Below are 13809 nucleotides of genomic sequence, written 5' to 3'. Positions count from 1 at the left end.
GAGCTGATTGGGGGTTGGGGGTTGGGGGTTGGAGATGGTGAGTATGGATAGGGTGGATTCCGCCAAGTTGCGTGGGATTTCCGCCGAATTTCATATTTATTCCGCTAAACTCGGACTAATTCCGCGAACCCTTACATTTATTCCGCCAAACTCAGACTTATTCCGCAAAACCCCATTTTTGAACTATCCTCGAATGCTATAAAAGCCAGTCCCCGGACTGGCTCAACTTATTAAGTTTCTAACCACACAAAAAAACACCCACCATAAAAGTGGGTGCCGGGAACCATCTTATTTAAGCTTCGAGAATGCAATCTCCACTGCACGGATTGTCTTTTCAATATCCTCATCGGAATGCTCCGTAGATAAGAACAACCCTTCAAATTGTGAAGGCGGCAAGAAGATTCCTTGAAGAGCCATTTCGCGATAATACGCTGCGAAGAATTCCAAATTGGATGATCTTGCTACCTCATAATTAATGACAGCTTCATTGGTAAAGAAGAAACCAATCATCGAACCTGCACGGTTAAATGTTATTGGAATATCATATTTTTCAGCTGCAGCCTTAAAGCCTTTTTCCAGTAAGTCGCCCTTACGAATAAACTCTTCATAATGAGCTGGTGTTAATTGGCTTAACGTTTCATAGCCGGCGGTCATTGCCAGTGGGTTACCAGACAGGGTACCTGCTTGATAAATTGGACCGCTTGGAGCAATTTGCTGCATGATTTCCGCTTTACCGCCGTAAGCACCAACAGGAAGACCGCCGCCGATTACTTTACCAAGACATGTAATATCAGGAGTGATATTGAAATAGCCTTGTGCACAATTGTAGCCTACACGGAAGCCAGTCATTACTTCATCAAAAATAAGCAATGCGCCGTTAGCTGAAGTAACTTCACGCAGACCTTCTAAGAATCCTGGCAGTGGTGGTACTAGTCCCATATTACCGGCCACGGGTTCAACGATAATACACGCGATATCGTCGCCAAATTGTTCGAACGCAAAATTCACGCTCTCAAGGTCATTGTAAGGCACTGTGATCGTATTTTTCGCTACGCCTTCTGGAACTCCAGGGCTGTCAGGTAAACCGAGTGTGGCCACGCCTGAGCCCGCCTTAATCAAAAGGGAGTCCCCATGACCATGGTAACAGCCTTCAAATTTCAAAATCTTGTTACGGCCCGTATAGCCTCTTGCTAAACGAAGGGCACTCATCGTTGCTTCTGTTCCTGAAGATACCATCCGAATGACTTCGATCGATGGTACCCGTTCAATGACAAGATTAGCTAGTTTATTTTCCATTAAAGTAGGTGCACCGAAACTTGTCCCAAGTTCAGCAACCTTTTTTAAGCCTTCTACCACACGGTCATTCGTATGGCCGAGGATGAGCGGCCCCCATGAAAGAACGTAGTCAATGTATTCATTGCCATCTATATCATAAATTTTAGAACCCTTTCCTCTTTCCATAAAAATCGGGTCCATATTCACGGATTTAAAAGCACGAACCGGGCTATTCACTCCGCCAGGCATGATGGTTTGGGCTTCTTTAAATGCTTCAATCGACTTCGTATAAGAACGCATTCTGTTCCCTCTTTTCAAATTATTGGTCTTCTTTTAACCAGCGAACTGCATCTTTGGCAGCATAAGTAATAATAAGGTCAGCTCCTGCACGTTTCATACCCATTAACATTTCAAGAACTGTGTTTTTCTCATCAATCCAGCCGTTTTGGGCAGCGGCTTTAACCATTGCATATTCTCCGCTTACGTTGTAAATAACAATCGGTAAATTAAAGGTATTTTTCATATCACGAACAATGTCAAGGTATGGCATACCTGGCTTCACGATTAAGAAGTCGGCACCTTCCTCCACATCGGATTCTGCTTCTCTAAAGGCTTCCATCCGGTTAGCAGGGTCCATTTGATAGGTCTTGCGATCGCCAAATTGCGGCGCGCCTTCAGCAGCTTCACGGAAAGGTCCGTAGAATGCTGATGCATATTTTACCGCATAAGACATGATCGGAATCTCTGTAAAGCCAGCTTCGTCCAGTCCCGCACGGATCGCTGCAACAAAGCCGTCCATCATGTTAGATGGCGCAATAATGTCTGCACCTGCTTTCGCTTGAGCCACGGCAGTTTTTACAAGCAATTCAAGTGATTCATCGTTTAGAACCTTCTCCCCTTCAACTACTCCGCAGTGCCCATGGCTTGTATACTCACAAAGACATGTATCAGCAACGACAATGATTTCTGGGAATTTTTCTTTGATAAAACGGGTCGCAACCTGGACAATCCCATGGTCATGAAATGCTTGCTCACCACATGCATCTTTCGTTTTTGGAATTCCAAATAAGAGAACGGATTTAATGCCATGGGCAACGATATCTTCCATTTCTGCTTCTAAATAATCCATCGATACTTGGTATACACCAGGCATGGATGAGACCTCATTGCGAATATTCTCACCTTCATAAATAAATAACGGATAAATAAAGTCCTCCGCTTTTAAGTGATTTTCTCTAACAAGTGAGCGCATGCTCGCACTTGAGCGTAAGCGGCGATGACGTTTAAATTGAAGTTCCATTTATTATTCCTCCATATCTAAATAGGCAATCGTACTGTTAATCATTTCTTTTACGGTGTACTCTTTTGGTGAGGCATGGACCATTAATCCATAAGCACGTAATTTCTTCTCGGTAACCGGACCGATACAGCCAATGATGCAATTTTTCAGCTGCTCATCCAATCGATACTCCTTCACGACATCCATTAGATGGTCAACCGTTGAAGGGCTCGTAAACGTGAGGATATCCAGTTGGTTATCTGCTAGCATATTAGCCAGCCTCAGGCGGCTTTCATCAGGCATATAGGTTTCGTAGATCACAACCTCATCGACCACGGCACCGGCCCCTGTTAAGGATCTGGCGATATATTCTCGGGCAAGGTTTCCTTTTGGAACGAGCACCCGTGAATCCCTATCAATCAATGGGATAAATTCCGCAACAAACGTTTCCGCAACATAAGCTGACGGGACGAACTCTGGAGATAGCCCTCTTTCCATCAAAACCTCTGCTGTCTTTTTGCCAATAACAGCGATTTTCGGAAACGCTTTGCTAACCCCTTCCTTTTTTAAAAAAGAAAAGAAGGTTTCAACGGTTATGTTACTCGTAAAAATAATCCAGTCATATGTATCAAGAACCAGCAAAGCTTCGTGAAGGCGCTGATTTTTTTCTATCGGACGAAAGGCAATAAGAGGGATTTCGATTGGAATCCCTCCATACCTTTCTACAAGTTGTGAAAAGGATTTTGCTTGATTTTCTCCTCTTGGAATAAGAACAGTTTTATCAAGCAAAGGTAACGATTCGATCATTGACCTTCGAGCTCCCGCTTTACCTTATCAATTAGGTCTTTCCCGCCTTTTTGAGTTAATAAGTCAGCTGCCTGAACACCAAGCTCTTCTGGATTTTGTCCTCTAACTTCTTCTTTAATGATTTCATGTCCTTCTGGTGAAGCAACTAAAACATTTAGGACAATTTCATCATTTTCAGCTACATAGGCGAAGCCAGCAATTGGTACCTGACACCCGCCTTCCATTTTTTGAAGGAAGGCACGCTCTGCACGAACTGCTCTATCCGTTTTCTTGCAAGTGAATTTTTCAAAGAGTTCGAGAAGTTCTTTATCATCTTCACGGCATTCGATTGACAATGCCCCTTGACCGACAGCAGGAATGCATAGATCGGCATCGAGGAATTCGGTGACTACGTCAGAAGCCCAGCCAAGACGGTAAAGGCCAGCTGCGGCTAAAATAATCGCATCGTATTCTTCTGTTTCTAATTTTGCTAATCTTGTATCCACATTCCCTCGGATCCATTTAATCTCTAAATCTGGACGGGCTGCTAATAGCTGTGCACTACGGCGAAGACTGCTTGTCCCGATAATAGCACCTGGTTTTAAATCTTTTAATTTTACATGACCTCTTGAAATGAGCGCATCACGGTGGTCCTCACGAAAAGGAATGCAGCCAATTGTAAGTCCTTCTGGTAAGACAGCTGGCATGTCTTTCATACTATGAACGGCCATATCAATCTCTTTATCAAGCATTGCTTGCTCAATTTCTTTTACAAAAAGTCCTTTGCCGCCAACTTTCGAAAGGGTAACGTCAAGGATTTGATCCCCTTTTGTGATGATTTCTTTTACTTCAAAATCAAAGCGAGGGTCCAACTTTTTTAGCTGGTCCATCACCCAATTGGTTTGTGTTAATGCCAATTTGCTTCGTCTAGAACCTACAATTATTTTTCTCATGTTTGCGACCTCCTGAGGTTATGCGCTACGCATACCATAAATGAAAAGATGATAATTGACCAAATAAGAAAAAGTTAATTAAAACAATTAAAAAGGCAGCTGTATTCCAAATCGCTAATTTTCTTCCCGATAGATTTTTCACAATACGAAGATATAAAAGAATACTATAGACGGTTAATAACAGAAATGAGCCGATGATTTTCATATCATACCATGGCATTCCGGGTACCTTAAGAAAGGCCCACTGCAATCCTAATATGAGACTGAGCAGAAGCATCGGAACACCGATTACGGCCAATATGTAGGATGATTTTTCAAGCTTATCTAAGTCAGCCAGTCGTATGAGTCTGGTTCCCCATTTTTTCCTTTTTAATAAATCATATTGAAGCAGATATAATGCAGAAAAAACGAATGATAATGAAAAGGCCCCATATGAGAGGATCGCCATCGTAATATGAATCAAAAGCAGTTCAGAAACAAGCTGCTTCGCCATGATATGCGAACTATATTGCATCGGGGCAAACGTATGAATCGCCATGACCGTAAAGCCAAGTATATTCGTGAAAAAGACGATAAAATCGACTCGTAATAAATGATTTATACCAATTGACAATGTGACTAATATCCAGGCATAAAAATAGAGTCCCTCGAAAATAGTTAACACAGGGAATCTGCCTGTTTTATACATATAGATTCCGAGAAAGACGGTTTGCAAAACCCATACAAATGCAAGTAACCAGAAAGCAATACGGTTTGCCTTCCGGTTATGATGTAGAAAATCGAAAAAATATAACAACACACTGAAGGCATATAGAACAACGGTTAATTCATGAAGCCTTGTCATAAAGACATTAAACATAGAACGTACCCCTTATGACTGAAAGGAAGCCTGCGGTATTGTAACCGGTATTTGATTGGTTTCGGCTGCTTTCGAATGTTGTTCCTCAACAAGCTCTTCAATATTAAAGATCTTCATGAAAAGATCCATTGCTTGATTTGCATCTGGTCGCGCAGCCAATTCTTTCGCTTGTAATATAGGGTCTTTTAAGAGCTGGTTGATGATACTTTTTGTATGTTTATTTAACACTTTTAGATCACGCTCTGATAAATTTGGCAGCTTTCTCTCCAAACTAACCATGGTTTCCGATTGGATTACATGTGCTTTTTCTCTAAGCGCCGAGATAACCGGGATAACCCCTAGCATTCCTAGCCATTGCTTGAACTCTACGATTTCTTTTTCAATCATGAGCATGATTTTTTCAGCCGCCTTCTTACGTTCTTGCAGGTTAGCCTCAACAATCCCCTCTAAATCGTCGATATCGTATAAAAAGACATTTTCAAGTTCAGATATTCTAGGATCCAAGTCGCGTGGTACAGCAATGTCCACCATAAATAACGGCTTACCCTTGCGTTTTTTCTCGACCTTGACCATCATTTCTTTTGAAATAACAAAGTCTTTTGCACCGGTTGAACTGATCAGAATATCAGCTTCCGCCAATGATTTCTCTAATTCAGCTATGGTTCTTGCTTTGCCGCTGAAACGATTAGCTAAGTCTTGTGCTTTTTCATAGGTCCGATTTATAACTGTAACTTTCTTCACACCATTACCGTTCAGGTTTTGGGCAGCTAATTCACCCATTTTTCCTGCGCCAAAAATTAACACATGTTTATTGGCAAGTGAACCAAAAATCTTCTTCGCCAATTCCACTGCTGCATAGCTGACAGATACAGCATTAGCACCAATATCCGTTTCTGAATGTGCGCGTTTGGCAACGGTAATTGCTTGTTTAAATAAGTGGTTAAATACGGTCCCCGTAGTTCCAACTTCCTGCGCTAGCATAAAGCTCGTACGAACCTGGCCAAGGATTTGTGTTTCTCCTAAAACCATGGAATTAAGTCCACAGGTAACGTTAAATAAATGATCCACTGCGCCATCGTCTTCATACACAAATAAAAACGGAGAAAATTCTTTTTGTTCTATCCCGAACCATTCTGACAGAAATTCTTTAATATAATAGCGGCCTGTATGTAATTGATCCACAACCGCATAAATTTCCGTACGATTACATGTAGACAAGATAATATTTTCTAGGATGCTTTTTTTTGTATATAATTTTTTTATGGCCTCCGCAAGATCGGCTTCATTAAATGACAACCGCTCACGAATTTCCACAGGGGCAGTTTTATAGTTAATACCGATCACTAATGTATGCATTTGTAAGGACACCCCCAATAGATATTGCAACTTAACTAGTATGATTATATCATGAGCAATTTCGACTTTTGCTCGAAAAATGTGAACAGAAAACGAAACTATATGGTAATATATTTAAGTAAAGTCGAGTAAAGATCTTCCCGATAGGGCCATATTAGCAAAGTTTCCTTTAGACATTTTAATACCCATAAATATTTAATTAAAATACTTTCTTATGTACAGTACCAAAAAAATGGACGATATTCAAGTGAACCTTACTGGAAGCGGTGTTTTTAATGAAGAATCAACGAATTTTTCCTGGGATCATTCTTATAGGCTTTGGAGCTTACTTCTTATTGCAGCAATCAGGAATCACTATTTTCCAACAATTTTTCACATGGCCGACCTTACTTATGATTGTTGGAATTGCCTTTTTAGGTCAAGGGTATTCTGCTAAAGAGTTTGAGGCAATTCTTCCTGGGGTCATTATGGCTGGATTTGGACTTCACTTCCATCTTGTCGGTAAGGTGTCCTTTTGGCCTAGCAACAATATTGGTATGTTAATTTTAATCATTTCAATCGGATTTTTTCTACGATTTCAAAAGACGAATTCTGGATTATTCCAAGCATTTCTCTTTCTTATTTTAGCTATCCTTCTCTTATTTTATGATAAAATTACTGCCTATTTCGATTTACTTCAAAACGGAATGAGTTTTGTGTGGAAATTTTGGCCCGCTCTACTTATTGTGGTTGGTTTTTATTTTCTCCTAAAGAAGAAAAAATAACGCCTGGGCATAAGCGCCAGGCGTTTATTTTTTACATGAAACTCTGTAGAACAGACCATGCCTCGTCTTTTCCTAAACCAGTTTCCGATGAGAAAAGAACCATTTGGTCATTTTTATCAAGGTCTAAGGTTTCTCTTACTATTTTTAAATGCTTTTGCCATTTCCCTTTAGGGATTTTATCTGCCTTGGTAGCAATGATGACACAGGGAATTTCGTGATGCTTTAAGAAATCATACATCATGACATCATCCTTTGAGGGTGGATGTCTAAGATCAACGATTTGAACCGCCGCTTTTAATTGCTCCCGCGATGTAAAATACGTTTCAATCATTCTTCCCCATGCGGCCCGTTCAGTTTTTGAAACCTTTGCGTATCCATAACCAGGAACATCGACAAAATGCAGCATTTCGTTAATTAAATAGAAATTAAGCGTTTGTGTTTTTCCTGGCTTGGAGGATATTCTCGCCAAACCTTTTCGGTTCAGCATTTTATTGATAAAAGAAGACTTACCGACATTGGAACGACCTGCAAGCGCAAATTCAGGTAAATCTGTTTCCGGGTATTGTTCTGGCTTTACTGCACTGATGACAATCTCTGAGCTGACTACCTTCATTTCACTTCACCTTCCAACAGGGCATGCTTCAAGACTTCGTCCACATGGGAAACGAGGACAAAATCCAGTTCATTCCTAACGCTTTCAGGAATATCATCAATATCTTTTTCATTATCCTTTGGAAGAATAATTTTTGTTAAGCCCGCTCGATGGGCACTAAGTGTTTTTTCTTTTAAACCGCCAATTGGAAGAACTCTGCCTCTTAAAGTAATCTCTCCGGTCATTCCTACTTCTCGGCGAATGGCTCTGCCCGACAAGGCTGATACAAGTGCCGTTGCCATGGTAATACCGGCCGATGGTCCATCCTTAGGAACAGCACCTTCTGGAACGTGAATGTGGATATCATATTTTTCATGGAAATCCTCATCAATCCCTAGTTCCTTGGCTTTGGATCGGATATAGCTAAACGCCGCTTGTGCTGATTCCTTCATTACGTCGCCAAGCTTTCCGGTTAACACAAGTTTCCCTTTACCTGGTGCTAAGGAAACTTCAATCTGAAGAGTGTCTCCACCCACCGTTGTATAGGCTAACCCAGTTGCCACTCCGACCTGATCTTCGGCCTCGGCCATCCCATAGTGGAATCTTGTTTTTCCTAAAAACTCTTCAATATTCTTTTCGGTAATGATCACACGCTTCTTTTCACCGGAAACAATGATTTTTGCCGTTTTCCGGCAAAGTGTTGCCATCTGACGCTCTAAACTTCGAACCCCTGCTTCACGTGTGTAGTAACGAACAACTTTTAGAATCGCATCATCGCGGACCTTAAGAATACCTTTGGAAAGACCATTTTCTTTAATCTGCTTTGGAAGTAAATGATCCCGGCAAATATGGACTTTTTCAAGCTCCGTGTAGCCCGCAATCGTGATAATTTCCATTCGGTCCAAAAGCGGACCAGGAATCGTTGATAGGTTATTGGCAGTCGCAATAAACATAACCTTGGAAAGATCATAGGTTTCTTCTATATAATGGTCGCTAAAGTTACTATTTTGTTCAGGATCGAGTACTTCAAGCATGGCGCTTGATGGATCGCCACGGAAATCACTTGACATTTTATCGATTTCATCGAGTAAAAAGACCGGGTTAATTGTACCCGCTTTTTTCATTCCTTGGATGATTCGCCCTGGCATTGCCCCAACATAGGTTCTGCGATGTCCACGAACTTCTGATTCATCGCGCACGCCGCCAAGTGAAACGCGGACAAAATTTCGATTGAGCGATGTCGCAATCGAACGTGCAAGGCTTGTTTTCCCAACCCCAGGAGGTCCTGCAAGACAAAGGATTGGCCCTTTTAACGAATTCGTCAGCTTCTGAACAGCTAAATATTCGAGGACGCGTTCCTTCACTTTTTCAAGTCCGTAATGGTCCTGATTTAAAATCTTTTCAGCCCGGAGGATATCAATGTCATCCTCTGTTTTATTCGACCATGGGATGGAAATAAGCCAGTCGATATAGTTGCGAATAACGGCACTTTCTGCTGAACTGGCCGGCACCTTTTCATAACGTTCAAGTTCCTTTTGTGCGGCTTTAAGGACATGTTCGGGCATACCTGCTTGCTCCACTTTTTTGGTCAGTTCGGCAATTTCGCCAGTTTTGCCTTCCTTATCGCCTAATTCCTTTTGGATCGCCTTCATTTGCTCACGCAAATAATACTCCTTTTGCGTCCTTTCCATGGAACGCTTGACACGCTGACCAATCTTTTTTTCTAAATTCAGGACTTCTTTTTCGTTATGAATGGTGTCAATTACTTTGTTTACTCGTTCTTTAATATCTGTCGTTTCAAGGATTTCTTGCTTTTCCTTCAGCTTGATTGGTAAATGGGAGGAGATGATATCCGCCATTCTGCCAGGTTCTTCAATATCTGCAACGGAAGCATAAGTTTCTGCAGAGATTTTTTTCGATAATTTTATGTATTGCTCGAAATAATCAAGCATCGTTCTCATTAAGGCTTGGTCTTCGACATCTTTCGTATCCGGGTCTTCGTGGGTAATAATCGTTACAGCATAGTGGTCTTCTTCATCATGAAATGAAACGATTTCCCCGCGATTTAATCCTTCAACCAATACTCTTATCGTACCGTTTGGCAGTTTAAGCATTTGTTTAACTTTCGTTAACGTTCCAATCGTGTATAAATCCTCCTCAGAAGGGTCATCAATCGAAACTTCCTTTTGAGTGGTTAAGAATATTAAATGGTCATCTACCATTGCTTTTTCAAGTGCTTGTACTGATCGTTCCCGTCCTACATCTAAATGAAGGACCATAGTCGGATAGACGAGCAATCCTCGAAGCGGCAGGAGGGGGACGATCAATTCGTTCTTTTTCGTCAAAATACTGCACCTCCACATGCAAATCATTTTTTTACTGTAAAATCAGAATGGTCTTTGTACAATTCTATCCTATTTATTTTTAAGTGTCTATTTTTAGAGAAGGTGTATGAAACCTCATTTTCAGCATGACTTTATTTTCCCCAAACATAAAGAATTCTTTCTCTGTTCCTGTTAGAATTCTCACATGAAATAATATGCAATAAAAAACTTCGGTTTGCCTATTGAACCACAAACCGAAGTTTTTCGTTAGATACTTTCTTTTTTTGATAGTTCAATCGATGCAGGGATTGCATCCATTTTCTGATAGTCATTTACTAGGGCAATCTCAAATACTTCGTGTAGATGGGTAACGGGAATAATATTGATCCCGTCAATTTCTTTAAGGATTGTCTGCATGTTTTCTTCTGGGATGATCACCGTTTTTACTCCTGCTTTTTTCGCAGCCTTCACCTTTGGATAGACACCGCCAATCGGCTTTACATTTCCATGAATGCTTATTTCTCCTGTCATTGCCACGGTGTTATCGATTGGAATTTTATAAATAGCGGAATAAATCCCCGTCGCCATTGCGATTCCGGCGGATGGTCCATCAATGGGAACACCACCTGGGAAATTCACATGGATATCATAGTCATTTGCTGGTACACCCATTGATCGTAAAACAGTAATCACGTTTTCAATCGAACCGCGAGCCATACTCTTCCGACGAATCGATTTCCCTTGTCCGCCAATACTTTCTTCATCTACGATTCCAGTAATATTGATCGATCCTTTATCTTTTGCTGGGATCACAGTCACTTCTATTTCTAGTAATGCACCTGAATTCGGACCATAGACTGCCAGTCCATTGATAAGTCCGACATGAGAAATATCATTAATCCTTCTTTCCATTCTTGGTGACATTTGACTAGCATGAATGACCCACTCAATATCTTCATCCTTGATAAAATTACGGTCTTCCGTAATCGCTAATCCTGCCGCGATTTGAATCAAATTCACCGTTTCACGGCCATTTCTTGCATAGTTTGCGATGGTATTCACACCAAGTTCGCTTATTTGAAGGTTAACTTTTTTCGCGGCATTATTGGCAATTTCCACAATTTCTTCCTGATTTAAGTCCCTAAAGAATACCTCCATACAGCGCGATCGAATCGCAGGCGGGATTTCACTCGGCGTTCTTGTTGTCGCGCCGATTAAACGGAAATCAGCTGGAAGTCCATTTTTAAAAATATCATGGATATGCGTTGGGATTTGGTTATTTTCTTCGTGGTAATACGCACTTTCCAGGAAGACCTTGCGATCCTCTAATACTTTTAACAGCTTATTCATTTGAATCGGATGTAATTCTCCGATTTCATCGATAAACAAGACACCGCCATGGGCGTTGGTAACTGCCCCTTGCTTCGGCTGTGGAATTCCTGCTTGTCCCATGGCTCCAGCACCTTGATAGATTGGGTCATGAACGGAACCAATTAAGGGGTCGGCTATACCTCTTTCATCAAATCGTGCCGTTGTTGCGTCTAGTTCGATAAACACAGATTCAGGTTTAAATGGTGATTTACGATTTTTTTTCGCTTCTTCTAATACGAGGCGTGCAGCTGCTGTTTTTCCAATTCCTGGCGGTCCATAAATGATCACATGCTGCGGGTTTGGTCCACATAGTGCTGCTTTTAATGATTTGATTCCATCTTCTTGGCCGACAATGTCTTGAAAGCTTGTAGGCCGAACTTTTTCAGCTAATGGTTCTGTAAGTGAAATGGATCTCATTTTGCGAAGCTGCTCCATTTCCTTCCGGGATTCCCGATCAATGGATACTTTTTGTGTCCGCTGATTCCTCAGCAAATTCCAAAAATACAGCCCAATGATGATTCCGAAAAATAGCTGTATAAATAAGGCAATCCCCGTCCAACTCATACATTTCCCTCCTGCATTTCAACTTATTACTAAATATATATTAATAAGTATTTCCTGCAGGCGGGTGGAATAAACCACAAATTGTAAGAAACTGTTCGGAGAGACGATATAACTAGAAAAGACCCGGCCTAAGCCGAGTCTTCGATAATTTTATGCAGATTTTTCTTCAGCAACAACAGTTCCATCTTCTAAAAGAAGTTTTGGAACACTATTGTTAATGACCGTTTCTTTAGTAATGACACACTTTGTAATGTCATCACGTGAAGGAAGGTCAAACATAACATCGAGCATAATTCCTTCAATAATCGAACGTAAACCACGGGCGCCGGTTTTGCGTTCAATTGCCTTTTTGGCAATTTCAGTCAATGCGCCTTCTTCAAATTGAAGTTCAACCTCGTCGATTTCAAGCATTTTTTGATATTGTTTAACAAGCGCATTTTTTGGTTTAGTTAAAATTTCAATTAATGCTGCTTCGTCTAATTGCTCAAGACTTGCGATTACAGGAAGACGCCCAATAAATTCAGGAATTAATCCAAAACGTAATAAGTCTTCAGGTAATACTTTTGAAAGAAGTTCTTTCTGTCCCACTTCCTGCTGCTTAATATCTGAACCAAAACCAATTACTTTTTGGCCTAAACGACGCTTAATAATCGGTTCAATCCCGTCAAATGCTCCGCCGCAGATAAATAGAATATTCGTTGTATCGATTTGGATAAATTCTTGATGCGGGTGTTTTCTTCCCCCTTGTGGTGGAACACTTGCAACCGTACCTTCAAGAATTTTTAATAATGCTTGTTGAACACCTTCACCAGAAACATCCCTTGTAATCGAAGGATTTTCGGATTTACGTGCGATCTTATCAATTTCATCAATATAAATAATTCCTTTTTCTGCTTTTTCAACATCATAATCAGCAGATTGAATTAATTTTAATAAAATGTTTTCAACATCTTCCCCAACATATCCAGCTTCGGTAAGGGAAGTTGCATCCGCAATCGCAAAAGGTACATTCAGAATACGTGCCAGTGTTTGGGCTAGTAAAGTTTTACCGCTTCCTGTTGGTCCAATCATACAAATATTACTCTTTGCAAGCTCAACATCATCTATTTTGCTATTAGAATTGATGCGCTTATAGTGATTGTAAACTGCAACAGAAAGAGACTTCTTTGCTTGATCTTGACCAATAACATATTCATCAAGAATTTCACAAATTTCTTTTGGCTTTGGTACATCTTTAAATTCTACTTCTTCTTCTGTTCCAAGTTCTTCCTCAACGATTTCGGTGCAAAGTTCAATACATTCGTCACATATGTAAACTCCTGGCCCGGCAACCAGTTTACGAACTTGGTCCTGCGTTTTACCACAGAAGGAACACTTTAATTGTCCTTTTTCATCATTAAATTTAAACAATCCTTTCACCCCTTAAAACGTGTTAAAATCCTAGTGGTTCTTGCGAATCACACAACCAAAATTCGAGTCTTTTTCTAATAATTGAATAGTATGTATGAAGCATTGTAACACATAAAGCCAATGGACTGGAAATAAAAAGCTTAGGGTAAATATGTTTTTCAGAACTCTCATTTTGTAAAGTGTGATTCATTTTAAAAACTTATGTACTCATTAATCTTAACCAATATGAGGAAAATAAATCTCAAACCTGTCTGGAAATTATTTATTGTTTATTCG

Annotated in this window: 11 protein-coding genes; 1 reads left to right on the top strand and 10 read right to left on the bottom strand. The window is 40.5% G+C overall.

Annotation, left to right across the window (positions count from 1 at the left end; translation table 11 throughout):
- Positions 1-288: 288 nt before the first annotated feature.
- From hemL to hemA, 6 genes are read right to left on the bottom strand one after another with little or no spacing between them, the layout of a single operon-like run.
- Complete coding sequence (gene hemL, locus COE25_RS16860; RefSeq protein ID WP_098933400.1) at positions 289-1575, bottom strand: glutamate-1-semialdehyde 2,1-aminomutase; 1287 nt, start codon at positions 1573-1575, stop codon at positions 289-291.
- A 19-nt stretch (positions 1576-1594) separates the two neighbouring features.
- On the bottom strand, positions 1595-2575 hold the full coding sequence (gene hemB / locus COE25_RS16855) for a porphobilinogen synthase (protein ID WP_088089159.1): 981 nt from the start codon (positions 2573-2575) through the stop codon (positions 1595-1597).
- Positions 2576-2578: 3 nt separating this feature from the next.
- Positions 2579-3361 (bottom strand): uroporphyrinogen-III synthase, encoded by a 783-nt coding sequence (locus COE25_RS16850; protein ID WP_088089160.1) that lies wholly within the window; start codon positions 3359-3361, stop codon positions 2579-2581.
- A complete protein-coding gene (gene hemC / locus COE25_RS16845; RefSeq protein WP_098933399.1) occupies positions 3358-4293 on the bottom strand; it encodes a hydroxymethylbilane synthase in 936 nt (311 codons plus the stop codon). Before hemC ends, COE25_RS16850 begins: the two co-directional genes overlap by 4 nt.
- Positions 4294-4318: 25 nt before the next feature.
- Positions 4319-5152: a cytochrome C assembly family protein gene (locus COE25_RS16840; RefSeq protein WP_088089162.1), complete on the bottom strand. Its 834-nt coding sequence runs from the start codon at positions 5150-5152 to the stop codon at positions 4319-4321.
- Between the two features lie 12 nt (positions 5153-5164).
- Complete coding sequence (gene hemA / locus COE25_RS16835) at positions 5165-6508, bottom strand: glutamyl-tRNA reductase (RefSeq protein ID WP_098933398.1); 1344 nt, start codon at positions 6506-6508, stop codon at positions 5165-5167.
- Between the two features lie 275 nt (positions 6509-6783).
- Here hemA and COE25_RS16830 point away from each other — a divergent pair, with 275 nt between their 5' ends.
- On the top strand, positions 6784-7272 hold the full coding sequence (locus COE25_RS16830) for a LiaI-LiaF-like domain-containing protein (protein WP_088089164.1): 489 nt from the start codon (positions 6784-6786) through the stop codon (positions 7270-7272).
- Positions 7273-7303: 31 nt separating this feature from the next.
- Here the strand turns inward: COE25_RS16830 and yihA are convergent, their stop codons facing one another.
- The 4 genes from yihA to clpX all read right to left on the bottom strand — a co-directional run bounded on the left by yihA (position 7304) and on the right by clpX (position 13533).
- Entirely contained in the window at positions 7304-7885 is a 582-nt protein-coding gene (gene yihA / locus COE25_RS16825; RefSeq protein WP_088089165.1) for a ribosome biogenesis GTP-binding protein YihA/YsxC, read from the bottom strand.
- Entirely contained in the window at positions 7882-10227 is a 2346-nt protein-coding gene (lon, locus tag COE25_RS16820; protein WP_373605358.1) for an endopeptidase La, read from the bottom strand. Before lon ends, yihA begins: the two co-directional genes overlap by 4 nt.
- Positions 10228-10455: 228 nt before the next feature.
- On the bottom strand, positions 10456-12123 hold the full coding sequence (gene lonB, locus COE25_RS16815; protein WP_088089167.1) for an ATP-dependent protease LonB: 1668 nt from the start codon (positions 12121-12123) through the stop codon (positions 10456-10458).
- Positions 12124-12273: 150 nt separating this feature from the next.
- A complete protein-coding gene (clpX, locus tag COE25_RS16810) occupies positions 12274-13533 on the bottom strand; it encodes an ATP-dependent protease ATP-binding subunit ClpX (protein ID WP_088089168.1) in 1260 nt (419 codons plus the stop codon).
- Between the last annotated feature and the right edge of the window lie 276 nt (positions 13534-13809).

It is taken from the genome of Bacillus sp. AFS031507 (assembly GCF_002584635.1).
Lineage (GTDB): Bacteria > Bacillota > Bacilli > Bacillales > Cytobacillaceae > Neobacillus.
Note: the sequence above shows the minus strand (reverse complement) of the source record. Positions and strands in the feature narration are given on the sequence as shown.

What these genes read in the sequence shown, in the direction of transcription:
- hemL (WP_098933400.1), bottom strand. Translation starts at nt 1,575, where the DNA reads ATGCGTTCTTATACGAAGTCGATTGAAGCATTTAAAGAAGCCCAAACC.
- hemB (WP_088089159.1), bottom strand. Translation starts at nt 2,575, where the DNA reads ATGGAACTTCAATTTAAACGTCATCGCCGCTTACGCTCAAGTGCGAGC.
- COE25_RS16850 (WP_088089160.1), bottom strand. Translation starts at nt 3,361, where the DNA reads ATGATCGAATCGTTACCTTTGCTTGATAAAACTGTTCTTATTCCAAGA.
- hemC (WP_098933399.1), bottom strand. Translation starts at nt 4,293, where the DNA reads ATGAGAAAAATAATTGTAGGTTCTAGACGAAGCAAATTGGCATTAACA.
- COE25_RS16840 (WP_088089162.1), bottom strand. Translation starts at nt 5,152, where the DNA reads ATGTTTAATGTCTTTATGACAAGGCTTCATGAATTAACCGTTGTTCTA.
- hemA (WP_098933398.1), bottom strand. Translation starts at nt 6,508, where the DNA reads ATGCATACATTAGTGATCGGTATTAACTATAAAACTGCCCCTGTGGAA.
- COE25_RS16830 (WP_088089164.1), top strand. Translation starts at nt 6,784, where the DNA reads ATGAAGAATCAACGAATTTTTCCTGGGATCATTCTTATAGGCTTTGGA.
- yihA (WP_088089165.1), bottom strand. Translation starts at nt 7,885, where the DNA reads ATGAAGGTAGTCAGCTCAGAGATTGTCATCAGTGCAGTAAAGCCAGAA.
- lon (WP_373605358.1), bottom strand. Translation starts at nt 10,227, where the DNA reads ATGTGGAGGTGCAGTATTTTGACGAAAAAGAACGAATTGATCGTCCCC.
- lonB (WP_088089167.1), bottom strand. Translation starts at nt 12,123, where the DNA reads ATGAGTTGGACGGGGATTGCCTTATTTATACAGCTATTTTTCGGAATC.